General features: G+C 67.6%; 19 protein-coding genes and 2 pseudogenes. 8 read left to right on the top strand and 13 right to left on the bottom strand.

Features of this window, described 5'->3' with window-relative positions; genetic code table 11:
* Positions 1–135: 135 nt before the first annotated feature.
* The 4 genes and pseudogenes from OG963_RS04225 to OG963_RS04210 form a co-directional block, all read left to right on the top strand.
* Positions 136–589 (top strand): annotated as a pseudogene (locus OG963_RS04225) (PHP domain-containing protein); the annotation flags it as partial.
* Positions 590–748: 159 nt separating this feature from the next.
* Complete coding sequence (locus tag OG963_RS04220; protein ID WP_371798447.1) at positions 749–1,264, top strand: hypothetical protein; 516 nt, start codon at positions 749–751, stop codon at positions 1,262–1,264.
* The gene (locus OG963_RS04215; protein ID WP_371800261.1) at positions 1,265–1,525 is read left to right on the top strand and encodes a transposase; all 261 of its coding nucleotides are present in this window, start codon (positions 1,265–1,267) and stop codon (positions 1,523–1,525) included.
* A 180-nt stretch (positions 1,526–1,705) separates the two neighbouring features.
* On the top strand, positions 1,706–2,824 hold the full coding sequence (locus OG963_RS04210; protein WP_371798446.1) for an IS4 family transposase: 1,119 nt from the start codon (positions 1,706–1,708) through the stop codon (positions 2,822–2,824).
* A 292-nt stretch (positions 2,825–3,116) separates the two neighbouring features.
* On the opposite strand, the gene OG963_RS04205 is transcribed toward OG963_RS04210, so the two are convergent.
* The 8 genes from OG963_RS04205 to OG963_RS04170 all read right to left on the bottom strand — a co-directional run bounded on the left by OG963_RS04205 (position 3,117) and on the right by OG963_RS04170 (position 15,082).
* Positions 3,117–5,642, bottom strand: coding sequence for a CehA/McbA family metallohydrolase (locus OG963_RS04205; protein WP_371798445.1), 2,526 nt, complete (start codon positions 5,640–5,642; stop codon positions 3,117–3,119).
* Between the two features lie 351 nt (positions 5,643–5,993).
* Positions 5,994–6,338 carry a VOC family protein gene (locus OG963_RS04200; protein WP_371798444.1) on the bottom strand — a complete coding sequence of 115 codons (345 nt, stop codon included), beginning with the start codon at positions 6,336–6,338 and terminating at the stop codon, positions 5,994–5,996.
* 370 nt (positions 6,339–6,708) lie between these two features.
* Positions 6,709–7,470, bottom strand: coding sequence for a pirin family protein (locus tag OG963_RS04195; protein ID WP_371798443.1), 762 nt, complete (start codon positions 7,468–7,470; stop codon positions 6,709–6,711).
* 482 nt (positions 7,471–7,952) lie between these two features.
* Complete coding sequence (locus OG963_RS04190; protein WP_371798442.1) at positions 7,953–8,924, bottom strand: TDT family transporter; 972 nt, start codon at positions 8,922–8,924, stop codon at positions 7,953–7,955.
* A gap of 484 nt (positions 8,925–9,408) precedes the next feature.
* On the bottom strand, positions 9,409–10,854 hold the full coding sequence (locus OG963_RS04185) for an aldehyde dehydrogenase family protein (RefSeq protein ID WP_371798441.1): 1,446 nt from the start codon (positions 10,852–10,854) through the stop codon (positions 9,409–9,411).
* Between the two features lie 463 nt (positions 10,855–11,317).
* Complete coding sequence (locus OG963_RS04180) at positions 11,318–12,808, bottom strand: FAD-dependent monooxygenase (RefSeq protein WP_371798440.1); 1,491 nt, start codon at positions 12,806–12,808, stop codon at positions 11,318–11,320.
* Between the two features lie 420 nt (positions 12,809–13,228).
* Entirely contained in the window at positions 13,229–14,056 is an 828-nt protein-coding gene (locus OG963_RS04175) for an alpha/beta fold hydrolase (RefSeq protein WP_371798439.1), read from the bottom strand.
* 273 nt (positions 14,057–14,329) lie between these two features.
* Positions 14,330–15,082: an SDR family oxidoreductase gene (locus OG963_RS04170; RefSeq protein ID WP_371798438.1), complete on the bottom strand. Its 753-nt coding sequence runs from the start codon at positions 15,080–15,082 to the stop codon at positions 14,330–14,332.
* A gap of 91 nt (positions 15,083–15,173) precedes the next feature.
* Here OG963_RS04170 and OG963_RS04165 point away from each other — a divergent pair, with 91 nt between their 5' ends.
* Positions 15,174–15,770, top strand: coding sequence for a TetR/AcrR family transcriptional regulator (locus OG963_RS04165; RefSeq protein ID WP_371798437.1), 597 nt, complete (start codon positions 15,174–15,176; stop codon positions 15,768–15,770).
* A gap of 190 nt (positions 15,771–15,960) precedes the next feature.
* A complete protein-coding gene (locus OG963_RS04160; RefSeq protein ID WP_371798436.1) occupies positions 15,961–16,308 on the top strand; it encodes a hypothetical protein in 348 nt (115 codons plus the stop codon).
* Here OG963_RS04160 and OG963_RS04155 read toward each other — a convergent pair whose 3' ends face one another.
* The 4 genes from OG963_RS04155 to OG963_RS04140 all read right to left on the bottom strand — a co-directional run bounded on the left by OG963_RS04155 (position 16,309) and on the right by OG963_RS04140 (position 20,710).
* Positions 16,309–17,322, bottom strand: a complete 1,014-nt coding sequence (locus OG963_RS04155) for a hypothetical protein (RefSeq protein ID WP_371798435.1) — start codon at positions 17,320–17,322, stop codon at positions 16,309–16,311. It lies immediately after the preceding gene.
* A gap of 1,590 nt (positions 17,323–18,912) precedes the next feature.
* The gene (locus OG963_RS04150) at positions 18,913–19,932 is read right to left on the bottom strand and encodes a winged helix-turn-helix domain-containing protein (protein WP_371798434.1); all 1,020 of its coding nucleotides are present in this window, start codon (positions 19,930–19,932) and stop codon (positions 18,913–18,915) included.
* A gap of 261 nt (positions 19,933–20,193) precedes the next feature.
* Positions 20,194–20,316 carry a hypothetical protein gene (locus tag OG963_RS04145; RefSeq protein WP_371798433.1) on the bottom strand — a complete coding sequence of 41 codons (123 nt, stop codon included), beginning with the start codon at positions 20,314–20,316 and terminating at the stop codon, positions 20,194–20,196.
* A 40-nt stretch (positions 20,317–20,356) separates the two neighbouring features.
* A complete protein-coding gene (locus OG963_RS04140) occupies positions 20,357–20,710 on the bottom strand; it encodes a hypothetical protein (RefSeq protein WP_371800366.1) in 354 nt (117 codons plus the stop codon).
* Here OG963_RS04140 and OG963_RS04135 point away from each other — a divergent pair.
* Together OG963_RS04135 and OG963_RS04130 are read left to right on the top strand one after the other, a co-directional pair.
* Positions 20,696–21,054 (top strand): annotated as a pseudogene (locus OG963_RS04135) (IS701 family transposase); the annotation flags it as partial. The gene OG963_RS04140 and the pseudogene OG963_RS04135 overlap by 15 nt on opposite strands.
* 400 nt (positions 21,055–21,454) lie before the next feature.
* Positions 21,455–24,826, top strand: a complete 3,372-nt coding sequence (locus OG963_RS04130) for a S8 family serine peptidase (RefSeq protein ID WP_371798432.1) — start codon at positions 21,455–21,457, stop codon at positions 24,824–24,826.
* 170 nt (positions 24,827–24,996) lie between these two features.
* On the opposite strand, the gene OG963_RS04125 is transcribed toward OG963_RS04130, so the two are convergent.
* Entirely contained in the window at positions 24,997–25,590 is a 594-nt protein-coding gene (locus tag OG963_RS04125) for a transposase (RefSeq protein ID WP_371798431.1), read from the bottom strand.
* Positions 25,591–25,676: the final 86 nt, after the last annotated feature.

The raw sequence follows: 25,676 nt of genomic DNA, 5'->3' as shown, positions 1-25,676 counted from the left end.
GCCATGGCTCACAACAACAGTGAGCGCCTCACTGGCGGCGGCGTGTCGTAGCTCGCGTGTTCGATTTATGTTCGAGTACCGCGGGGGTCCTGCCAGGGTGTCTGGGTAGTTTTTGGGATGTGACCGGAGGTCGTGATGGGTGGTGGTGTACATCTGCATGTCGCCAGCGGCTATTCCGGCCGTTATGGCGCCTCTCATCCGCATGACTCGGTCGCCCGGGCTGTCGAGCGGAGTATGGGACGCTCGCGCTGACCGACCGGGACACCGTCACCGGCGTTGTCCACTTCGCGAAGGCCGCGACAGCGGCGGGTGTGCGGCCGGTTTTCGGTGTCGACGTCGCGGTTGCCCTGTACTTGCCGGCGGGCCCGGCGCGGCGCGGGCGGACTCCGGTGCGTGGGGGAGTGCACGTGGTTGAGGTACCGCTGCGGGTGACGCTGCTTGCGCAGGATGCTGCGGGGTGGGGGCGACTGTGTCGTCTGGTGTCGGCAGCGCATGCCACGTCCGCGGGTGGGCCGCTGGTCGTTGTGTGGCCGGTGCTGCAGCGGTACGCCGACGAGGCCTGACGATTGTGCTCGGCCCGGCCTCGCAGCAAGGGCTGACTGAGTGTGATGTCAGTGGTGTGTGGTGGGACCGGACTCTGCTGCCGTGACCTATGTCGATGATGAGGACCACAAGGCGTCGAGCAACACTCAAGCTTTGATGGCTGACACCTGGGACACGATCGCCGACTGATACGCGGAGCGACTGAGTGACCGCCGGCCTGTCCCCGAACAATGTGCCCGACCGCGCCGCGCTTACAGACGTGCGGAGGGTCCTTACCTCGGACGGCTCTCTGGGCTTCACCATTCCGTACCCCTGCTTCGAGGTACCGCGGGCCACCTGCACGGAGACTGAGGACGGAGCCGTGCACCGGGTTGTCGGTGACTACCTCACCGAAGGGTTCTGGCGTTCGGTCAACCCCGAGGGCGCCCGGCGGGCAGGCAACCAGCACCGGACGCTCTCCACCTATCTCACCGCGCTGGTGGGGCACGGCTTCAGGATCGAAGCCGTCCACGAGCCAGCACCGGACGTGAGCTCGCCACCATGCAGCTTCGGCGTGCCGGACTACCGTCCTTCATGGTCCTTCACGCCCGCCAGGCGTGACCACCGCCCTCGGATGCTGCCCTGGCAAGAACCCCCATGCTGTCAAAAATTCGTGAACATCACTGAACCGTCGAAGAAGATGCCTCCCAACCCCGTGAACAACCGCTGCCACGACTCGTGAATCGAGCCAGACGCCTCGAGCGGCAAGAACGTTCGCCACCGTCTCAACACCGGCGGTAACCGGGCCTTGAACTCCGTCCTGCATATCATCGCCGTCTCCCAGATCCGCGATGGCGGCCGCGGCCAGGAGTACTACCTCCGCAAAATCAGCGAAGGAACGACACCGGCAGAGGCACGCAGGGCCCTCAAACTACGGCTCTCGCACGTCGTCTACCGGACCATGGAACGAGACCAGCGGAGCCAACTTGCATCAGCGGCTTGACACACAGAGGCGCTAATCAGCGGTCGGTCGATGCCTCCGGAGTCGGTGACACCACCCCCCAGGCCATGCGTTCCAATGCCGTTGCTTTTGCGGGGTCCGGGCGGTTGAAGCGGTGTGTTGATATCGCGACTGGAGCGGCTGGGGTTAGGGGTCTTGACCCGGTCGTGTCCGCCTGAGTTGGTGGACCGGGTGGTGGGTGAGGCGGGGCGCTCGGAGAAGCGCCGGCGTCTGTTGTCCGCCCGGTTCACGGTGTATTTCGTGCTGGCGATGTGCTTGTTCCCGCAGGCCGACTACTTGGAGGTCCTCCGGCTGGTGAAGACCGGCGACAAGGGACTGCGGTCCTGGCCCGGGGTGAACAAGTCGTCGCTGACCAGGGCCCGGCAGCGGCTCGGCTGGCCGGTGATGCGGGAACTGTTCCAGTCCGTGGCCCGGCCGCTCGGCGCGGACTGCGAGCTGTTTCGAGGGCTGCGGGTGCTGGCCCTGGACGGGATGCTGCTGGCTGTACCTGACTCTGCGGGCAACAACGATGCATTCGGCAAGTCCGGATCCCAGCGCAGTCCCATGGGCTATCCGCAGGCGAGAGTGGTCGCGGTGGCCGAGTGTTCCTCTCACGCCGTCCTGGACGCCGCGATCGGCGGGTTCAAGGATTCCGAGCGCATCGTCTCCGACGCCCTGGACGCCCATGTCGGAACCGGCACGCTGCTTCTAGCTGACCGAGGACTGTGGGGTCTGGCCCGCTGGCACCGGCTCCGGGACCAGGGCGTGCACCTGCTGTGGCGAATCGAGCGACGCAAGGCCCGCCGGGTCCAGGACGTCCTGCCAGACGGCAGCTACCTCGCCCGAATCGAGGCGAACAAGCACAGCAAGGCGGCCGGAACCGTCAAGGCGCCGCCGGCACTGGTCCGGGTGATCGAGTACCGCGTCGACGGGCAGGCCGACATCGTCCGGCTCATCACCAGCCTGACCGACCATGAGAAGTACCCCGCCGAAGAACTCGCCGTCCTCTACGCCCGGCGCTGGGAGATTGAACTCGTCTTCGACGAGATCAAGACCCACCAGCGCGGCCGGCCGGTCCTCAGGTCGCAGACACCGGACGGCGTGCGGCAGGAAATCTACGCGCACTTGATCGTGCACCACGCCACCCGGGACCTGCTGGACGAGGCCGCCCGCCTGCACCACAGCGTCGCCGAGCGGACCTCGTTCACCCGGGCCCTGCACGTCGTCCGCCGCTCGGTGACCTCACCCAGCGGCTTTTCCCCCCTCAGCTCGCAAGCAGGACCGACGCCTCGGACTCTCTGAAATCGGCCGCAGTCTGCTGCCCCGCCGAAGATCCCGTGACTGCCCTCGCAAGATCCGTTCCTGCATCACCGGCTACGCGAGCAAAGCCCCTGGCGAACCCTCCAGCAGCCGTCGTCCACCGGTCGCCGTGGCCTTGAACAACCGGTGGCACGACCACTAAAAGCAACGGCATTGCCATGCGTTCGACAGGGGGAGAAAGTCATGCCAACTCCGGAGGCCGGGCACCCCGTTGCGGGGCGACCAAAACGGTAATGGGGCGACCCGTTGCCAGGGCCGACCGGTGGGTCGGACGTCAGGCCAGCTTCGCCAGATAGACCTGCTGGGTGCGGTCTCGCTGGGTGCGGGTCGCCGCGCGGTCGCTGGTGAAGACCACGACACCCTGGTCCAGAGCGGGCCAGGTGTTGTTGCCGCGGGTGGTCACCTGCTGGGCCTCGGACCAGCCGTTCTTGCTGTCGAGCGTTGCGGTGAAGACCTTCCAACGCCAGTCGGTCGAGCGGGAGTCGTACCAGACCGCCCGCACTGTGCCGTTGGGGTCTCGGTTGAGGGCGGCCCGCTGGCTCATTGCCTCGGGGGCCAGGGCGACCTGCTCGAGGGAAGTCCAGGTATTCCCGCCGTCGGCCGAACGGCTCGACCGCAGCTCGAGGTTGGCGCCCGAGCTCTGCAGCGCGCCGCTCTCCCAGATCGCGACGAAGGTGCCGTCGGCGGCGACGGTCAGGCCCGGGTGCCGGTCGGACCGGTCGGAGACCCGGCTGACCTGGACCGGGGTGTCCCAGCTGCGGCCCGGTGCTTTGCGGACCGCGGCCAGGATCTGCCAGTTGTCGGGGTCCGTGCCGCCGCTGGCGGGCTCGCCGGCGGGCGGGGTGTGCCCGGTCCACAGCGAGTCCGGGTCGAATCGGTCGTCCTGCCAGCTGATCACCGCGTGCCGGTCGTCGTTGACGGCGACGACCGGGAACAGCGAGGCCGGGTAGCGCGGCGACCGTGCGTCGGTGGGTACTCCGGCGCTGACTGTCTTGCCGGCCGCGGAGATGTTCACCGCGGCCTTGTCGATGCCGACGATCTGGGCGAAGACGTCGAAGGCGCCGCCGCTGTTGTCCGACCAGGCGATCAACGGGTGCCGGTCGTCGAGCAGCGCGATCGCCGGGTTGATCGCGCGGCCCTTGCCCTTGCTGAGCTTGACCGGGGACTTGAAGGAGTGGCCGCCGTCGGTGCTCTGCGCCAGCAGGATCACGGGCTGGTGCGGCTGCTCCTTGCCCAGCTCGTCCTGCCACACGACCCAGACGTTGTCGCCGGTGGCGACCACGCGCGGGAAGCGTGCGGTCGCCGAACGCTGCGACAGCGTCAAGGCCCTGGTGAGGCGGCCCTTGCTGTCGAGGCGGCGGTAGATGACCTTGGTGGCCTGCTCCTCGTGCAGCTCGGCGACCAGGTGAGTGTTCTTGCCGGACACCGCCACATCGGAGAATCCGGTGAACTTGCCTTGCTCGCCCGCCACCAGTGTGGCCTTGTCGGCACGGGTATCCTCGACCGGGAGCGCGATCTCGGGCTTGGGGACCGCCGGCGCGCCGACGGACAGGAAGATCGGCGAGGTCGCGCCGCGCAGTTGGTCCGGCAGGTTGGGGTCGGCCTCGGAGCCGGAGGCGCTGCCAGGGGAGCGTGCCTCGACCCTGTACCAGGAGTGGTCCGTGCCCTTCATTACCAGCGGCAGCTCGTAGGTCTCGTTCGTCTTCTGCGGTCTGAACGTCGCGACGGGGCCCGCGGTGCGGCCGGGTGCCGCGTAGACGTAGAGAGTGGTGCCCTTGCCGCCCTTGACCTTCACCCGCAGGCGGGCCTTTTTGGACAGCTTGCGGTCGGCCACGACAACCTCGTCGCCGCCCATCGCCTCGAACACGCCGTCCCCGTCGACGTCCGCCTCGATGGTGAGGAAGGGACCCGCGATGTTCTGTGAGACCGTGGTCCGGCCGTCGCGGAAGCCGTCGAGGATGCCTCGCACCGACCGCTTCGCGACGAAGACGTGCGTCGTCGGCTCACCGGGGCTGTCGACGTCCCACAGCTCGCGGAAGTGGCAATCGCTGGCCGCGACGACGCCGAAGCGGAAGCCGGCGTTCCAGCGGTTCTCCGCGTACTCCACCTCCACGTCCGGGTCGCTCGCCACATTGAGTACCTCGACGATGTCCGCGCCCTGGACGCTGGCGTTGTCGTTGACGCCGTCGGCCCGGGTGTACTCGCCGTCGTCGGGGTGGGCCTGCGACCACACGGCATCCTGTGCGTGGACGTCCCATATCGACTGCTGCACATGCCGGTAGCTCGCGGAACCGGCCGGGTTGGCTCCGTCCACGACGACGTCCACGTTGCCGAGCACGATGGCGTGTGGGGAGCCGTTCGCCTCCTCGCCGGGAAGCAGCAGCAGCTTCGACGACTTCCACTGCGGGTCCCAGACTTGGTCGTACGTCCGGTGGTCGGTCAGCGGCATGAAGTCCAGACCGGTCTTCTCGCCCTGACCGATCTGGTCGCCGACCGGCAGGTTGCCCGGCAGGGTCTGGTGCGACGTCTGCCGGGGGCCGCTGCCGTCCGACGAGTGGTCGTCGTGAACGTGGGTGTCACCGGCCAGCCACTGGCCCTTGGGCGCCTTGGGCGACCTGCCGGAACCGGCCGAGCCGGGCTTGGTCTGGTCGGCTGCCTTGAGGTCGGCTCCAGTGGCCGAACCCGCGCCGATACCGGCAGCCGCGACCGCGGCACCGGCCACGACCACGAACCGCCGGCGGGTCAGCTCAGCTGCCCTGGCTGCCTGCTCCGAGCCGAAGGAGTTCTCCGGTGTATCCATCTGCTTGCGCCTTTCGTCCACCGTCCCCAGCGGAGCGGTGCGAATCCTTGGCGAAGCTAAAAAACTACTGATTCCGTGAAATGAACCCAATCCGAACCATTCATGCTGATCACCGGAACATCGTGGGCCTGATGACCCGCAAGTTCTTGTCGGTGGCCGTTCGGCACTGTGATGTCAGTGCTGTAGGTATCGGGTCTCCGCGTCTCTACTGTTCGGTCTGTTGCGGTCGGGGTTTCGAGTGGCTGCGGGTGACGGACCGGGCTGAGGTACGAAGTCCGATGACGGTCACGGCCGGTGCTCTGAGGCCGGCCCCGGCCTCAGAGCACCGCGGTGGTACCGGGTGCGGAGGGGTCAGGCGCGAAGCTGCATGTACTCGAAGACGGAGCCGTCCGGGTGGCGGGCGACGATCCTGGTGCCGTTGGGAACTTCGTTGGGCGCTTCGAGGATCTCGGCGCCCGCCTTGCCGAGGGCTTCGAGAACGGGGGTCAGGGAGCCGACGATGACGGTCCCGTTCTGTGAGACGTATTTCTCGAGCGGCCCGGAGTAGAGCAGGAAGGGCCCTACGAGCGCCAGCTCCAGATCACGGTACGGAAATCGGCGGACTTCCGTCTCTCCGGTCAATTCCTGGTACAGAGGGATCGCGTCCTCAAGGTTATCCACCTCGATGTTCGCGACCATTGCGTGGATGTTGCTCATAGTGGTACTCCCTTTCTTGGTTACGGTTCTGGATGGCGTTACCGCCGGTGCACTTTTGGCGTGCAGCGGCATATCTGATCACCTGACGGTGAAAACCTTGAGTCCCTGAGTGACGCTCACGTGGTCGCTGTCGGGGTCTGGGGAAGCCCGCCTCGCAGGCATCGTGGGTAGCAGGAGGAACTGGGCGGGGAGGTCCGACACCGGGCATTTCTCATCGCGGTTGCATTTCCTACTCCCAGGCCGCACCGGTAGGCGTTCGAAATGTGAGGGGCGGAACCTCTGCCCTCGCTCGATGCTGAGCACATCCGGTGCGATTTCGCGCGCCGGGAAATAGGGCCGGCTGCAAGCAATCAGGGAGATGGAGATGAGGTCACCGGAAACTGAGAGTGGTGTCCATTTCCCACATCAGCAGCTCCGCGCCGTCGGCGCCCGCACTGATCCGCTGCCCTTCGGACCCGGTGATGCGCGCCGCGTCACCTTGGGCGAGGGCGCCGGAGCCTTCGAGGGAGATGCTGCCGCGAGCCACGAAGAGGTGTACGAACGGTGCTGCGGCTGCCTGCACCGTCTCGGCCGGGCGGAGCCGGGCGACGTACAGAGCCGCGTGTTTCTGCCGGATGGAGATGGCGCGGGCTCCGGAGTGCTTCGACATGCCCGAGGCCAGGGTGACCCATCCGCCTTGATCAAGCGGCGCGTTGATGTCCAGTTGCTCGTAGCCCGGAGTCACGCCGGCCGTGTCCGGGAGGACCCACATCTGGATGAAGTGCACTGGATCGGCGTGCTCCTGGTCACCGGTCAGGGTCCACGAGTCGTTCTTCTCGCTGTGCAGAATGCCGGAGCCGGCCGTCATCCGTTGGGCCAGCCCGGGATAGATGATCCCGTTGTGGCCGGTCGAGTCCTGGTGGACAAGGCCTCCCTCCAGGACCCAGGTGACGATCTCCATGTCCCGGTGAGGGTGGGTGTCGAAACCGGTGCCTGGCTTGACGGTGTCCTCGTTCGACACGAGCAGCAGCCCGAAGTGGGAGTTGTCGGTCTCGGAGCGAGCGCCGAAGGAGAAGGAGTTGAGCGATCGCAGCCAGTTGGTGCGCGTGAGATGGCGGGAGCGGGAGCGTCGGATGTCGGTGGCGGCGCGCAAGGTGGCTTCCTTGGAGGGTGGGGGCAGGGGCTGCTCGTGGGTGCGGTGCGGTGCGGAGGCGCCAGGCGGCAACTGCGCGATTTCCGTGGGCTGTGAGCCGGTCCTGGTAGGGCTCTGGCGCGTCGGCGACGACCGCACGTGTGGTCATGAACGCGAGGTCATTCGCGTGGGACTGCCTACAGCCGGCGCCGGCGCTTGCCGGATCCAGCGACGCGGGGATCACATACCGGGGCATATGTGCTTCGGTCTCACGATCAGGAAAACACATATGGACGATCGGGTCAAGAATGGGCCGGTGCTGTTGCACAGGTCACCTCCAGGGCCACCCCCGGCACAGCGCACGCGATGATGCCCGGCACAGGAGGCGTGAGACTCTGCCTGACTCGGCTCCTTCAGGGGCGGCGCCCGGGGGGCTACGAGGTGCGCCGTCGCCCCGCGAGGGGCGGACCTGCCTTCTGTGCCGGTCGCCGGGCAGGCCGTACCTACGCCGAGGCAGGAGGTGGCGTCGCCGGGGGGAGGAACTGGTGATGTGCCATGGCCACCAGCGTCCGTACCGCGATGGCTCCCACGAGTGCGGTCGCGGCGGCCAGGAGGAGGTAGGAGAGAACAAGTTCGCCGGGAGGGTGGCCGGTGCTGGTCCAGTGCAGTCCGGTGGTCGCCACCGTCGTCCAGGAGAAGGTGAAAGCCCAGAAGCCAGGTGTGAACCGCAGGCGGAGAAACAAGGGGAGCAGCCGTACCTGGGCGAGGATCATCAGCAGGCAGTAGCCGGCGAGCACAGCCGAGAGCCGGTCGATACGGTCGTGGTTGAGGGCGAAGCAGGCGACGCTTGCCATGGAGGCGGGTACTACCTCGATGGCGAGCGTCGGCGTGAGGCCCGGCGGCACCGGAGGCCGGAAGTAGAGCCGGGCCAGAATCATGGAGCCCACGATGACCCACGAGATGATGCCCAGACCGAACATGACCTCGGCCACGCGCTCCTGCCCGACCTGCACGGCGCTGAAGGCGGCTACGAGACCACCGCCGGTAGCGGGCAGAAAGTAGCCCGGGTGAAGCTGATCCAGCTCGAGCGGGCCGTATATCCATTGCCCGGTGTACCAGCCGCCCACGAGCAGGGTCAGGACGATGAAGACGTCCACCACGATGCGGCCGGCGTGGGGGGCGTACGGTGCTATGCCCTGCGCTGCGAGGAGCATCGGCGTAATGACCGCCAATGATCCGAACGGGCTCCCGACGCTGTCCAGCATGTCGGCCACGAAGGCTCCCCGGACAGACACTGCGTACCGCACATACAACAGAAGCGTCACGCACCAGACGACCGCAGCGAGCGCGACCAGAGCGAGGCCCACGTCGATCGGCACGTGGCCTTCATGGGCTGCCGTGAGCCAGGTGCCGGCCAGGCCCGCGAGGCCCAGAGATATTCCGAAGAAGGCGAGAGGTATGCGCGGCACGGCCATTTCCAAAACCCCTCTGGTTCCCGGGATCATGTCGGTCTTCGCACGCGTCCCGCCCTGCGGGACCCGGCCAGAGGAGGACGGCCCCCACGACGCATGCGCCGCCGCGGAATCTCGTCCCCGAAACCGTCCCTTCTGTCGAGTCTGCATCGATACGAGCCGCACCGCCCGCGCACCGCCCGCGCACCGCCCGCGCACCGCCCGCGCGGTGCCGTGCGGCTCGCGCCATGTGCAAGACCAACAAGAGTCAGAGACCAACGCTCTGCGGGATGCAGGTGGGAGGCTGGTCAGACACACTTGACTCTGAGAGGCGTCCAGCCCGGGTCGGGAGAGCGGGTGACACCGAACGGCACGTCGAGGACACGCCGAAGCGTGCGCGAGGCCGTGCCGCCGGTGAACGAGCGTGGCCGCAGGGCGTTCGGCGAAGACCGGTCGGTGGCGTTCCTGGCGCCTGCACCCTGCTCCCCTCCCGTCACGCGACGACTCGTCAGAGTTCGAGGTCGGTCAGAACCAGGACTCGCTCGTAGGTGTAGTCCTCCATCGCGAACTTCACGCCTTCGCGGCCTACGCCCGACTGCTTGGCGCCGCCGTACGGCATCTGGTCGGCCCGGTAGGACGGAACATCACCGATGATCACGCCGCCGACCTCGAGCGCGCGGTGCGCACGGAAAGCGACCTGCACGTCGTGGGTGAACACGCCCGCGTGGAGGCCGTATTTGGAGTCGTTGACCGCGGCGAACGCCTCTGCGTCGCCGTTCACCTTCGTCACGGTCAGGACCGGGCCGAACACTTCCTCGCAGGCGAGGGTGGTCTCCGCCGGGACACTGGTGAGCACGGTGGGTGCGTAGGAGGCGCCGTCGCGCGTGCCACCGGTGTGGAGTTCGGCGCCTGACGTCACCGCCTCGTCGACCCAGGTCTCGACGCGCTTGGCCGCGTCCTCGCTGACCAGCGGCCCGACGTCGGTCTTGTCGTCCGACGGGTCGCCGGTCACCTGGGCCACGACGGCGGCGACGATGCGCGGCAGCAGCCGGTCGTACACGGAGGCGTCCGCGATCACCCGCTGCACGGAGATGCAGGACTGGCCGCCCTGGTAGTTCGAGAACGTGGCGATGCGGGTGGCGGCCCGGTCCAGGTCCTCGTCGCTCGCCCAGTCGGCGAGCACGACCGCCGCGCCGTTGCCGCCCAGTTCCAGGGTGCAGTGCTTGCGGGGCACCGAGTCCATGATCGCGTAGCCGACCTTCTCGGAACCGGTGAAGGAGATCACGGGCAGGCGCTCGTCCTGGACGAGGGCGGGCATACGGTCGTTGGAGACCGGCAGGATCGACCATGAGCCGGCCGGCAGGTCCGTCTCGGCCAGCACCTCGCCGAGGAGCAGCCCGGAAAGAGGAGTGTTCGGAGCGGGCTTGAGGATGATCGGCACACCGGCGGCGATGGCGGGAGCCATTTTGTGCGCGCCCTGGTTCAGCGGGAAGTTGAACGGGGTGATGCCGAGGACGACGCCCTTGGGAAAGCGGCGGATCAGGGCGAGGCGCCCCTGGCCGCCTGCGTCGGTGTCCAGGCGCTGGGCCTCGCCGCTGTTGAAGCGGCGGGCCTCTTCAGAGGCGAAGCGGAAGACGGAGACGGCGCGGCCGACCTCGCCGCGCGCCCACTTGATGGGCTTGCCGTTCTCGGCGGAGATCAGCTGTGCTATCTCCTCGGTCCGCTCGGCAAGGCGTTTGGCGACCTGCTCCAGGGCGGCGGCCCGCAGGTGGGCCGGAGTGGCGGCGAACTCCTCCCGCACCGCGTAGGCGGCGGCGACAGCCTCTTCAATCTGTGCGTCGGTCGGCACAGAAACTGTTCCGACGAGCCTGCTGTCCCACGGGGAAGTCACGTCGAGGGTGCTGTCGCCTTCGGCCGGGCGTCCTGCGACCCAGAAGGAATGGACAGAAGTCATGGGTGGGCTCCGGCTCTATCGTGAAAGGGGATTTCGGAAGGTGTGTCGTTCACGGTAGGGGTGTGCCCAGGTGCAATGGCTTGTTCGACTTGTCTGAGTGGGCGGACGGCGCACTCCTGTTTGGCATGAAGAAATTCCCGGTTGAGTCTGCTGGCCCGACCTGTTGATCGGGCACCGTGGACGTGCCATTCGTGGCTGTGCGGTCGGGCACTGGTGCTGCCGTCGTCGGAGCGCACGAGCACGTCCGCGAGGTAGGCCCCCTCGGCGGGCACTGCATCAGATGCCTCGGCCGTAGCCGGCACGAGATGTCGTCCAGCCGGTGTGCGCAGGTGTCCACACCAGCTCACACCTGGGAACACGCTTGGGCCCGTTGGGGCGTGGCGTGGCGGCGAGAGGTTGTTCCGTCGCAGCTGCGGGCACCGGACGGCGGCCGCGTCGCGCAGCAACGGTGTCAGGGGCCGGCTTATCCGGAGGCAGGGGTGCCTTGACGGGCGGTAGCGCCTGCACCACACCAGTCCGTGAGGGCCTGTCGGGCGGCCTCGGCCCGGCGTTGCGGATGTTCCTCCGAGGTGGTCCACGCGATGTACGCGTCCGGCCTGACCAGCAGGGCCCTTCTTGTCAGACCTGGCACGGACACGAACTCGACCTCGTCGGCCCAGCCTTCCGTCACCGCGGTGGGGAGCGGCGCATCCGCCGCGGTGACGAGCACGAAGCGCCGGGTGCGCAGAACCTCGTACAGCCGCTTTCCGTCGGTCAGTGGCAGGTCGGGAACGCGCTTGCCCACAAGCGGGGGTGCGCCACTCGGAGCGGCGTAGGCGATGTCGAGTCCGGAAATCGCCCGGGCGGCCCGCTGGGCTACAGGCCGGATGCGCAGCACCGTGCGGGCGAAGAGGTCGCGGAATCCGCACATCGCCTTTGGCGTCGTCAGTACCCCACGCAGAAGTGCGCCGCTCATCCGAAGTACCCGACGGCCCACCGGATGCCGCTCGGCCTCGTACGTGTCGAGCAGAGCGTCCGGAGCCCGGCCGTGCAGGACAGCCGCCAGTTTCCAGCTGAGGTTGACCGAATCCTGGATGCTGGTGTTGAGGCCCATCCCGCCGGCGGGTGAGTGCACGTGCGCGGCGTCGCCGACGAGGAAGACCCTGCCGACGCGGTAACGGGGGCACTGGCGTTCATCGCTGTGGAACCGGGAGAGCCAGCGTGCGTCCCGCATGCCGAAGTCGTTCCCGAGCGCCCGCTGGGCGACTGCGCGGATCTCGTCGAGATCGACGGCCGTGGTGTCAGGCATGTCGTGGCGACGGTTCCAGGCCATGACGCGGAACCAGCCGTCGCCGAAGGGCACGACGATGGCGAAGGCGTCCCCCACCGCCCCGACGGTGGGAGGTTTTCTCGGCGGCTCGGCCAGGCTCACGTCGGCAAGCATCATCGAACGAACCGCGGACCGGCCGGGAAAGGGGAGGCCGAGGGACTCACGCACCTTGCTGTTGCGGCCGTCAGCGCCCACGACGTAGGCGGCACGCAGGGTCTGCACCGTACCGTCCGGGGCGCGTACTTCGACGTCGACGCCCGTGGAGTCCTGCCGCAGACCGGTCGCCTCGTAGCCGCTCTTGATGTCCGCTCCGTGGGTGAGAGCGCGGGAGCGGAGCAGCCGCTCGGTGTTGTACTGCGGTGTCACCAGGACGTGCGGGTAGCGGGTCGGCAGCCGTGAGAGGTCGATCTGCAAGAACTGCAGGACCGGATTGCGGAGTCCGGTCTTGAGCAAGTCGTCGGCGAGCCCGCGGGCGTCGAGTTGCTCCATCGTCCGGGCGTGCACGGCGAACGCCCGGGTGAGCTGGGACTCCCCTTCGCGGCGCTCCACCATGATGCAGGCGATCCCTGCCTCGGCCAGATCGCCCGCGAGCATCAGTCCCGCGGGGCCGGCCCCCACGATCAGCACGCCTTCCTCGGGGCCCATGTGCGTCCTCCGCATCGATCGACATGGAATTCAGGTGTAGGTCCGCCTCGGCGGCCTTGACGGATGAGGCGAGGTCGGTCCGGTCGAGCGCGCGATTCGACGCTCGTCACCGCGTGCTACCGGTAAGGGCCCTTGTCGATGAGGAGCAGGCCTACCGCCCCGGCTCGTAGCGGTGAGCAGACATTCACCCTCCTCGGGATTTTCGGGTCCTGCGCGAGCGTGTGTCGGTCTCCGTGGTCCTGCGTGGCACTGGGCGGTTCCGCTTGGATCGGCCGACTGCTGGTCCGGTTGTTGCGTCTCCGGTCCGCCGGCTGACGAGAACCCCGGCGATACGCAGGGCCACAGATTCCCGCTCGGGCCGTTGCGCGATTCCCTTCCTGGCCGGACGGCACTGCGGAACGGCACACACAATCGTGTCGTTCACCCGCGGGCGAATTCCAGCAGGTCGGTGTTGAAACGGTCGGCGAAGACGGGAACCATCGCCAGACCGTGCGGGGCGCCCCGGTACACCTTGAACGTGGCGTCCTTGACCAGCTTCGAGGACTTCTCGCCCGCGGCCACGATGGGCACGATCTGGTCGTCGTCGCCGTGCACGATCAGCGTCGGGACGTCGAACCGCTTGAGGTCCTCGGTCAGGTCCGTCTCCGAGAACGCCCTGACGCAGTCGTACGCGCTCTTGATACCCACCTGCATCGACCACAGCCAGAACGCGTCACGCGTGCCCTGCGAGACTGTCGAACCCTCCCGGTTTGCACCGTAGAACGTCTCACTGAGGTCCCGGTAGAACTGGGAGCGGTCCGTCGCGACGCCCGCCCGGATCTCGTCGAACACCTCGACGGGCAGTCCCTCCGGGTTCGCCTCCGTCTTGAGCATCAGCGGCGGGATCGCGCTCAGCAGGACGGCCTTCGCGACCCGACCGGTCCCGTGGCGCCCGATGTACCGCGCCACCTCACCACCACCGGTCGAATGCCCGACCAGGATGACGTCACGCAGGTCCAGCGCCTCGATCAGCGACGCCAGGTCGTCCGCGTACGTGTCGAGGTCGTTGCCCGCCCACGGCTGCCCCGAACGTCCGCCCCCACGCCGGTCATGGGCAACGGCACGGAACCCGTTGTCCGCCACGAAATTCAACTGAGGGTCCCACGCATCGGCGGTCAGCGGCCATCCGTGACTGAACACGATCGGCTGCCCCGACCCCCAGTCCTTGTAGAAGATCTCGGTTCCGTCTGCGGTCGTGATGAAAGCCACGGCGCGGATCCTTCCCTCGGCCACCGGGAAATCCGTCGTCACCGGGAAATCCGGCTGAACCCGCGGCGGACAGTTTCCTCGGCGGCTGATTCCCTCGGGGAATACGACCGGATGGTGCAGGTCGACTCATTCACGCTACCCAAGAAGCACCGAATCGGCTCGCCGTGCCCCCTGGTGACGGCCCCGGCTGCGCCACGGACACGGCTGGACACCTCCGCGACTCCACCGAGCACCGCTCCAGAGGGGAGAACCACTCAGACCAGGGAGAACCACTCAGACCTGATTCAGTCCACCGTCGACGTAGAGCTCGGACCCTGTGACAAAACTGCTCTGGTCGGACGCGAGGAAGAGCGCTGCCGCAGCCGCCTCGGCGGGCTCGCCCATCCGGCCGAGGGGAACCTGCTGCGCGAAGAACGCGCGGAGCGACTTGGCCTCTTCCTCGTTGGGGGAGAGGCCGGTGATTCCCGGGGTCTTGATCGGTCCGGGCACCAGGGTGTTGACACGGATGCCACGGCCGCGGAGCTCGTTGGCCCAGGTACGCGAGAAGGAGCGGACGGCGGCCTTCGACGCGGCATAGACGCCGAACGCCTCTCCACCGGAGTTCGCGGCGGTGGAACCGGTCAGGATCACCGAGGCGCCGTCATTGAGGAGCGGCAACGCCTTCTGGACGGTGAAGAGCGTCCCCCGGACGTTGATGTTGAACGTGTCGTCGAAGTGCTGCTCCGTCACCTCCTCCAGAGTCGCGAATTCCCCGCCGCCCGCATTCGCGAAGAGCACGTCAATGCGCAGGCCTCGCTCGGCCACGACCGCGAAGAGTCGGTCGAGGTCGGCCGGATCGGCTATGTCTCCGCGGACAGCGGTGACGCTGTGGCCGATCTCGGCGGCGGCCGCGTCCAGCGCGTCCTGACGCCGACCGGTGATGATCACGTGGGCGCCCTCGGCAGCGAAACGCCGCGCTGCGGCCAGTCCGATGCCGCTGTTCGCCCCGGTGACCACTGCCACTTTGCCTGCGAGTACTTCCGTCATGATGTGCCACTCCTCGATAGTTATTGACTGGGTCGTCCATAACGTTAACCGTTGTGGACGAACGAGTCAAGAAAGCGTTATGCTGACCCCCATGGCGCGACCTCGGAAATTCGACGAGCAGCAGGTACTGGACACCGCCCGGGAGCAGTTCTGGGCGGGCGGGTACGCCGCCACTCGCATGGAAGACATCGCCGCGGCCACAGGCCTCGGCAAAGGCAGCCTGTACGGCGCGTTCGGCGGAAAGCAGGACCTCTTCCACCGCGTGTTCGACGACTACTGCAACGCAATCGTCGACGCCACCGCCCAGCAGCTGCGCGGCGACGACGAGAACGCATACGCGCGGCTGTCGGCCCACATCCACGCGGTGGCCGCAGCCACCGCCGCAGACACCGCCCAGCGCGGATGCCTGCTGGCCAAGGGCACCGCCGAGCTGGCCGAACACGACAAGACCGTGGCCGAGCGAGCGCACACGGCCGTCGAAGCACTGCGCACCCTGCTGGAGCACGACATCACTGCCTGCCAGCGCAACGGCGACCTCGACGCGGACGCGGATCCCGGACAGCTGGCCGCGCTGGTCCTGGCCGTACTGCGCGGCATCGAAGCACTGGGCAAGGCCGGAGCCGACGAAGAGACGCTGACCGACATCGCCCGCACCGCCCTCGCCGCACTGCCCCGCCCCGCGAACTGACGGCCTCCGGCGACCGCCCGGCCAGGTCACGGTGACGCGGTCGCAGCGGAAGAACCACGCGCCGCCCGTCGCCCCCCTTGCGGCCAGCCGCGCCCCTCGCCGGAATCCGCGACACGGCGATGAGGACCTCGGCGCGGGAGCCGGACCGGTCGGGGCGGACGACATCGAACCGTGGCGGCCCGCAGAGCCCGTGAGCGCGATCCACCGGCTCTGGGTGGGCAACTCGCCCGACGAGGTACTGCGCGACGTCGTCGACACCGACGAGACGTACCGCGACCTTCCCGACGCCCCACGCGCCCTCGTCCGCACGGTGCTGGACACCATCGACAACGAAGAGGTGATGCGCGACGGAGCCCGGCGGGCGAGCCACGGTTCGCCTTGTGCCCCTCCCTCCCGCTGGACGCGCGTCCAGCCGGGCCAGCAGATCACCATGCACTTGTTGTCACCAGATCCTCGGCGTCCGGTGCTTGTACCCGCCTCACCCATTCGTCATCTGCGTCAGACGGTGGGCTATGACCCGGCTGCTTCGGCGTGGTGATCAGCGAGGGCGGCGGCGTTCTGTGAGTGCCTTACGGGCCGTCTTCGTGCGGATTGCCCGGTAGTAGAGCGATTTAGTGGATGAATACCTCCAAGGGAGTGCCTCCGTGAAGCCGTCTACCTGGCGGAACTGCTCTCGGGCTGCTCTGTACCGGCCCTGCCGGTACAGGAAGTACGCCAGCAGGTGCCGTACTTCCGGGAGCCTCGGGTGGGCCGGGTCGGCGAGTGCTGCGTCGGTGAGTGCTGCGTCAACCAGTGCGTGTACCTGTGCGCTGCGAAATCCGAGATCTCCCAGTTCATCTGCGTGGTTCTCGTACCAGGCGATCACCGGCAGCACGGCCAGCAGGCTCCCCGGCGGTGCCCCGGCGGCCGACTTCTCGGCGAATTCCCGCGCGTGCCGCTTCGAGCCGTGCCATTTCGCGGTCCAGTACTGGAGGGCGCTGCTGTGCGCTTCGAAGTGATGCGGCGCCCGGACCGCGATCTCGGACCATAGTGCGCGCATCTCCTGGTTGGGGTAGCCCAGTCCCAGTGCCCTCCAGATTTCCGCGATGAGCGGGGTGGGATCGTCAGGACGGAGCGCCAAGGCCCGCCCGATATCGTCCTGCGACGCCAGCAACTCCCGGTGGAATCCATCGAACCGGCGCCGCGACGTGTCCTGCGCACGCGCGTGGCCCCGCAGCTTCCACGCGTACAGGATCCTGGCGCGTGCCACCACAAGCGCGGCGTCCGGGTTCCCGGGGAGGGCCTCCACCCATGCCTTCAGCCAACGGTCACTTCTTCTGGCGGCGAGGTATCCCAACCGCTGGGCGTACAGGGAGCGGCGCTCCCAGTCCTGGCCGGCGTCCTCAAAGAGCCGGGCGGCGGGCTTCCAGCGCCCCCAGGTGGCAGCCCTGCACGCGCGCCGCAACGCGGCATCGGGGCCGGCGAGGTAGGAGTTCTGCCACCGCAGCGGCAGTAGGCCGTACCCGAGCCAGTACCAGAACAACAGAAGGCAGGACAGGACAAGAAGTCCCATAGTCGGGTGAATCCCTCCAGAAGGAGCGTCGCAACGCACAAAGTGGGGGGTGAAGTCAGTATTCCCGTCGCAGGGGGAGGGGCGGCATGCGGGGTGCCGTTCAGACGGCAGACGGCGACAACAAGCCTGACATTTCAGGGGTGATGACAACAGGACCGCCTCGCTGGTGACCACTTTCCTGCGTTGCGTCGCGGGTAGCTCCAGGTCAGCTGGTCGCACGGGCCACACCTACCATGTTTCGGCACATTGAGACTGGGCGCTTCACTTGGCGCGTGCGCACTCGAGCTGGCGGGACTGAGTGTCAGACCTGGCGGGCGAGGCATTGAACAGGGCCGACGGGTGACCCCGTTACCGTGGCCGGTGGGCGGCGATCAAGAACTCGAAGCCGAAGTCGCCGGGCCAGCCCAACAAGGGGAAGTCCTGGTTGGAGCCTTCGGGCGGGCAGCCGTATAGCCCTGCTCCAAATGGACCGGGCAGCGGCGGGATCATCATTACCCCCGCACCCTCGATCGACCCGAACCCCAACAACGGCCCACACCCGGTACCGGCACCCACCCGCCCCATCCCCAAGCCCGACTGGGACCCCCAGGCCACGGCTTGGGCGAAGGGCAAGCCCGTGGGCTTGGTCGTCGACGCGGCCCAGATGCTCGGACTGGTCGGCAGTGATGACTACACACCAGAAGATCGGTCGAGTCTCGACCTGCTCAAGGGCATGTTCCCGCAAGACAATGTCGACCCCAACCTCGGCTATGGAGTGTCCGGTGCGGATCCGAACGCAACCCGCACTCGCGACAGGTGCTCCCGAGACTTCCCGTCCACTGGCCCCGCGTTCTACTACGCGCCCATGACCCATTTCGGTGCCAAAGCCGATTACTGCCGCACCACCGGGGTCGTGGCTCACATCAACGCGTACGATCTCCGGCCCTGGCGCCTGGACCCCAAGTGGAAGCCGGCCGCATCGGCAATCAGATGGGAGGTGCGGATACCCTGCGCAACTTTGTTGCGGGATATCAGACACTTGCGAACTCGCCGCACATCTGGTTGCTTGAAGACGATGTAACCAACGCGGTCAAGTCTGGGCAGAATGTGGCGCTCGGTGTGCTACTCGCGTACAACGGGCCGGATCACCCGCCGCCGGCACTCCGCCAACGGCCACCTCAGCCCCAACGAATACGAGCACCGACACCACACCGCTAAACTCACGCTCGCCGCATGATCAATAACCGCGGGCCCACCTTTATGGGGGAAGGCCCGGTTTCCCGACCAGGTCCAGGCGCCGCCGAAGAAGCCCGCCAAGGACGCGTCGGCCCAGGAGGTCACCGCCTGGGACGAGGCCCGCAAGAAGGAATCCTCACAGCGGATATGCGTCGAGCACGCCAACGCCGAGCACAAAGCAGTGGAGGCCCCTCCAGCGGTGTCTCGGCCGCCGCGAGCACTACACCGAGACCCATCTGGCCATCGCCGGCCTCGTCTCCGACCGCACCACAGAGCGGTAATTACCCACCAGCGAACCCGCCAGGCCAACACGCCCCAACCTCAGTCGCGCACGGCACCGTTACATCAACCTCGCTCTCTGCGCTCGTGGCGCACTTAAAGGTCAAGCTGAGGGGCTCGGCTTCCTGAAGGGTTGTTGAGGAGGGCCAGGCCGAGGGGGGTGAGGCTGTGAAGCACTGAATTTCGTTGGCGGAGTGAGCGGATAAGTCCGGCTTCGCGAAGAATGGTTGCGTGTTCGCTTGCGCTAGCGGGTGCGATACCTGCGCGAGCGGCCAATTCCTTGGTGGAACAACCTTGGTGCTTGGCGATGGTGGTGAGCACCAGAGTGCGCGTGCGGCCCAGAAGCGTCGACACGCTGGGGGAAGTTACGTGGCCAAGCATGAAAGCCAGGGAGGTATGTCCACGGAGGGACTGGTCCGCGCAGGCGGGGTAACTCACGGAAACGGGCCTGCCGTGGGTAACGATGGCGCGCGCACAGAACATCGATGGGATGAGCAAGAAGCCTTCCCCGTCCAGGTGAAGGTCATGGTCGGCTCCGTCCACCATCCGGATTTCCAGAACTGGCGGGTTCCAGCGCATCCATTGGGGGTTGGCCTTGGTCAGCAGTTGCTCGACACCGCCAGTGAGTAGTTGCTGCAGGCGCAGAGTTCGGTCGGCCGCCAGGTGTTCCGTGAACTGGGCCCAGTGCGGAGCGAGCAGGCATGCGTGGAGATGGCTGAGCCCTGTGCAGATGTCTGTAAACAGGGATGCGTCGTCTGCTAGGCGGCGGGACCATTCGGGCAGGGAAGGACGATGATGCGCTACTTCGAGCAGATCCGTCCTGACGCGTTCGCGAGGTGTGCTGCGCACCTGTTCCAAAAGTTCTTCGATGGCGCCCACTTTGGTAGGGCTGAGGAAGCCTGGCGAACATCCCACGGCAGGCATGAGGGCGAGGGTCATGCGTGCTTGGGCCGAGAGCTGTGCGCGAGCGCGGTGCCGCCAGGCGCCGAGATGGGCGGGCCGGCTGCGGCTCTGCAGGGATCGCGCTGCAAGTTCCAGCTCATGCAGTGGCATCGGCGCCTCGGACACACGTGTCCTGGCAAGATCCTGAACGGTGAAGTGTATGCGATAGACCATGGCGGCCTGAGGCGATCCTTCCAGAAATGTTCTTCTTCGAGCCAGGCCGAATCAGATCGAGGTCGTATTGATCAAAGCCGCGCGCGGTCCCTCCATGGAACGCCAGGGTCCGATTTCGATGGAGATGGCCCCCATAGGAACCAGGGCTGACCGGCCGTGTTCGGGACCGGAGCGTACACCCGACGCCCCTGCCGGATGTCTTCGCCAGGGGCGTCGCGTGCGCGTCGGCGTATTGGAATGATTGGGGACCGGCTCGAGGTGTCAGACGAGGCGCTTGCGGCCCCACATGAAGCTGAACACCACGACGGTGGCAGTCAGGGCGAAGAGGATCGAGGAGCCGATCCACTGCATGCCGTTCATCTGCGAGATACCGGTTCCCACCACCAGCCATATTGGGCGGAGAGCGCCACCGTGCACACGGCGATCACCAGGGCGCTGACCCCCAGCTTGGCGGCCAGCCAGCGGGCGGGGCTGACGGACTGGGAGGTGACAAGTTTGGCGGTGCCGTTTCCAGGTCGCCGGAAAGCAGCGGGGCACCGAGGAAGACACCGAGGAGGACGGGGATGAAACCGAGGCCGAAGCCGGCTTGCAGGAACTTGGCGGCGTGCGGGCCCATGCCCGGGAGCCATTTGTCGGGTGCCGAGCGGGGCCAGCCGTGGGCGGTGAGGTGGTCCATCAGGCCGGCACGCTGGTAGATGATCCACGCCATGGCAACAGCCGTGGCGGCGAGGACGGTCCAGTAGGCGGCCCGGTGCTGGCGCCAGACGAGCCAGGTCACGCCGCTGAGCCGGGACCGTGGGTGCGGCGGGTGGCTATGGGAGACGCGGGGGCCAAGGGAGATAAAGCGGACCCGTCGACTGTGGATGACTGGGCTCGCGTCGAGGTTCGGCCCTGGCATCGCGAAGACCGCCGGCGCCGGGTCGTCGCCCGCCGCAGTGTCGGCCGGCCCGAGGAGATCTCCTACTACATCGCCTATGTCCCGCCGGGACCGCGCTGGACCAACTGACCTCAGTAGCAGTCAGCCGGTGGGCTGTTGAGGAATGCTTCCAGACCGCGAAGCAGGAGCGCGGCCTCGACGACCACCAAGTACGCCGCTATCCCGGCTGGCATCGTCACTGCACGGGTCGACATGGCGACGCAGACGACAACACCAAGCCCGCATCAGCCAATCAGAACGTTCACGGGCCTGTCCGGAATACGCGAGGTCCCACAGCAGACCATGACAGCCTGGGTGATCCCTCCGGAATGTCGTTCTTCGGGCTACGCCGAATCAGGTCGAGATCGTAGCGCTCGCAGGTGATGCTGATCGCACAGTCAGCAGGAGTCGACGGCGCACGGGCGCCTGAGCAGCCAGGAGTTGGTCATGCAGCCAAATGACCGACGCAACCCTGGGCCCGGGTACATGGTCGACACATGACCCCCCGGGCGGTGACGGAAGACGCCCGACAACGTACGTGCGGCGCACCCCAAGTCCACCGTGAAACCCACGCGTCGGCGCGGGGTGAATGAGCGAGAGGAAACCGTGAAATTCACGTCCAAGAGACCTGCCATCGGCACGGTCTTGGGAATCAGCATGCTGCTGGTCGCCGCTACCCCGTCGGTGTCCTTGGCACTCGCGACCCCCGCCGGCTCGGCGTCGTCCGCCAGGCCGTCCTCGGCTTCGGCCTCGACCTTCGGGTCGGGCCCCGCGATCGAGACGGCTTCGGCCGGTGCGGGTGTGCACCGGTGGATCCCACTGATCACCGGCGACCGGATCGCGGTGAACGCGAAGGGTGAGATCGTCGCCGCTCGTCCCGCCAAGGGGCGGGAGGACATACCCATCCGGGTGGAGACCCGCGACGGGCGCACCTACGCCCTGCCTGATGACGCCCTGGGCCTGGTCCGGAGCGGCCGGGTGGACCGGCGCCTGTTCGACATCACCACACTGAGCACGCCGGCCTACGCGCAGCGCCATGACCTGCGGCTCATCGTGATGTACGACGCGGCCCGTACGGCGGCCAGGACGGCGCTGCGCTCCACCGCCGGTGCCAAAATCCGGCGCACCCTGCCGAGTATCAACGCCGACGCCATCGCCGCGCCCGCGAACGACACCGCGGAGCTGTGGTCGGCGGTCACCGACGGGGCGGCCGACGCCACGAAGCGCAGCGTCGCTCCGGGTATCGCCTCGGTGTGGCTGGACAGCGTCGTCCAGGCGAGCCTGGACAAGAGTGTTCCCCAGATCGGTGGCCCCGAGGCTTGGGCGGCCGGTTTCGACGGCACCGGTTCGCGCATCGCCGTGCTCGACACAGGCGTCGACACCACCCACCCCGATCTGGCCGGACAGGTCGTCGCCGAGCAGAACTTCTCCGACTCGCCGGACGCCGAGGACCGGTTCGGTCACGGCACGCATGTCGCGTCCATCACGGCCGGCACCGGCGCCAAGTCCGGTGGTAAGTACAAGGGTGTGGCGCCGGGGGCCCGCATCCTCAACGGCAAGGTCCTCGGCGACAGCGGCAGCGGCAGCATGTCCCAGATCATCGCGGGCATGGAGTGGGCCGTCGCCGAGAAGGCGGACGTCGTCAATCTCAGCCTCGGCACCTATGACTCCCCGGAGATCGATCCGGGGGAGGAGGCCGTCAACAGGCTGTCGGCCGAGAGCGGAGCACTCTTCGTCATCGCGGCGGGCAACAACGGCGAGCAGGGATCCGGAACGGTCGGCTCGCCTGGCAGCGCCGACGCCGCCCTCACCGTCGGCGCGGTGGACAAGCAGGACAAGCTGGCCGCGTTCTCCAGCACCGGCCCGCGCGTCGGTGACGGCGGCATCAAGCCGGACCTGACGGCGCCCGGTGTGGCCATCGGGGCCGCGGCCGCGCACGACAGCTACTTGGCCGGTGTCGCCGCCCCTGTCGCGGACGGCTACATCGCCCTCAACGGCACCTCCATGGCCACCCCGCACGTCGCCGGGGCCGCCGCCATCCTGGCCCAGCAGCACCCCGACTGGACCGGCGACGACATCAAGGACGCGCTGGTCTCCTCGACGACGCCCGGCGGGTACACGGCCTTCGAGCAGGGTTCGGGCCGCGTCGACCTGCGGAACGCGATCAAGCAGACCGTCGTCGCCCGCGAGGCGTCGCTCTCGTTCGGTGTCGCGCAGTGGCCGCACACCGACGACCAGCCGCTCACCAAGGACCTCACGTACCGCAACTCGGGCGACTCCCCGGTCACCCTGAAGCTGACCGTGGACGCCACCGGGCCGGACGGAAGCGCCGCGCCCAGTGGGATGTTCACCACGGACGACCGCGTCACCGTCCCGGCGCACGGCGAGGCGACCGTGAAGGTCACCGCCGACACCCGCCTCGGCGGTGACACGACCGGTGCCTTCACAGGACGGATCACGGCCGCCGGCGACGGGCAGACCGTCGGCACTGCGCTGGCCGTGGACCGCGAGTCCGAGATGTACACCGTCACGGTGAAGAGCCTGGACCGCAAGGGCAAGCCCGCGCCCGCCTGGGACGCCCAGCTGCAAGGCCTGTCGGGACTCGCCAAGGGTGCCAACACCGTGCTGAACGGCGACACGCACTCGGTACGTGTCCCCAAGGGCCGGTACTTCCTCAACAGCATGGTCCGGGTCGACCCGGAGGGTTCGTACGACCAGGGCGGTGACTGGTTCAACCAGCCCAGCCTCGACGTCGCCAAGGACACCACGGTGACGGTGGACGCACGCACCGCCAAGGCGCTCGACATCACCGTCCCCGACCGTTCCGCCCAGCAGGTCTTCGGCTTCTTCAGCGCGGGCATCGAGCTGCCCGGCGGATCCGGCACCCGCTACGGGGTCTTCACCAACTCCCTCGCGAAGTACCGCACCGGCCACCTCGGCCCCAAGGCGGCCGCGGGCGACCGGCTGACCCAGCAGCTCTCGGCTACCTTCTCCAGCGGCGTCAACGGGCACGACGAGTACCACCTGGTGTACCAGCCGACCGGTGACAGGTACCTCACCGGCTTCACCCACCACGCCAAGTCCCGGGAGTTCGCCAAGGTCCAGGCGAAGATCGGAGCACCGGCGAAGGGCAAGTTCGGATTCATCACGCCAGCCACCGAGGGCGGGGGCGGCCTCGGCACCGTGCACGCCCTGCCCTACACCGGCACCCTGCACCTGCTCTCGGGGAACAACTCGTGGGCGCTGGGCTTCGTGCAGGTCGACGCGAACGACTCCTACGAGACCAGCTATGACGCACCCGAGAGGACGTTCAAGCCCGGGCGCTCCTACCAGGACGTGTTCAACGTCGGTGTCTTCGGGCCGGATCTCCCGGAGGGCGCCGGCCTGCTCCGGGCCGACGAGGCGATCGACGGGCGGCTTCCGCTCTTCTCGGACGGCGAAGGGAACATCAGCAACAACAACGCACCGATCGAGAGCGCGCGGACGTCCCTCTACCGCAACGGTGAGCTTGTCAACACCAGCATCTACCCGATGGACGTCTTCTACATCGCGGAGAACGAGCGGGCCGACTACCGGCTGACTGTCTCGGTCAAGCGCGGCACGGTCGCCGACGTCTCCACGAGCATGACCGCGAGCTGGACGTTCTCCTCCGAGTACGCCCCCGGGATCACAAAGCTCCCCACCTCCGTCGTGCGATTCACCCCTGCCCTGTCCCTCGACAACACGGGCAAGGCACGGGCGAAGACGTGGGTGCCGGTGACCGTCAAGGGAACCGCCGCGGGCCGCAACCTCAAGTCCCTGAGCGTGTGGGCCTCCTACGACAAGGGAGCCCACTGGCAGAAGCTGAGCGTGTGCGACGGCCGGGTCCAGGTCACCAACCCGAAGGCCGGCGGCAGCGTTTCGTTCAAGGCCCAAGCCGTGGACAAGCAGGGCAACACCGTCGACGAGACCATCGTCGACGCCTACCTGACGAAGTAGCCCGCGCCAGGCCGGAACCGCGGTCCAGGGCTCGCGCCCTCCGCGGTTCCGGTCCGCGGACCTCTCCGGGTTCCGCGGACGCTGGCACACCGACGGGAAGGCCCTCGCCCCCGGCGGGGGCCTTCCTCGTACTCCCCGTACTCGGGCGCGAGACTGGTAGGAGCCGTTGTTCAGCCTGGATCCACCGGCTTGATGTCCGAGTGATCGTTTAGTGTTCTTCGGCTGGCGGTGGGCGTGGGATAGTCGCTGGTCTGCCCAGCTTTTCCACATGTCCACAGGTCTCGGGCCCTTTCGGGCGGGTCGGATGGGGCGGCAGCTGTGGGGTGGGGCATGCAGGGCGGCGAAGAGTGGCTGCCAGGCGTCAGCCCCAACGAATACGAGCACCGACACCACACCGCTAAACTCACGTCCTGCCAGGGCCAGTTGGTGGGTAGGTGGAGCATCAGTCGGCGGGCTCCGCGGGCGATCTGGGCCGGGACGGCGATGGGCTGAGCCCGGATCGTGGCGGTGGTGGCCTTGGCGTGGAAGGCGGAGGCCAGGGTGCCCATGGCGCGCATCAGGTTTTGGGTGAGTGCGGCCAGGGCGAGCCAGGCGGCATTCGCCTGGAAATTTCCGGAGGGCAGGTGGGCCAGCGGCCCGTTCTTCGCGTCCGCGATCACCTGTTCTCGACCTCGGCGGTCTCTGGGGGCCTTCCCCCGGTGAACCCACCACCCGCGCATGACGGCCCGGGCTCCGATCGACAGCGTCAGGTGATAGCGGTCCACGACGGCAGACTACGACTTCCTCCATTCGGCCCGTAAGGGTTGCTGCGGTGTGGAGGCGGGGGTGAGCTGTCAGTGCGTCCAGCGAT

It is taken from the genome of Streptomyces sp. NBC_01707 (genome assembly GCF_041438805.1).
In the GTDB taxonomy this organism is placed as follows: Bacteria; Actinomycetota; Actinomycetes; order Streptomycetales; family Streptomycetaceae; genus Streptomyces.
Note: the sequence above shows the minus strand (reverse complement) of the source record. Positions and strands in the feature narration are given on the sequence as shown.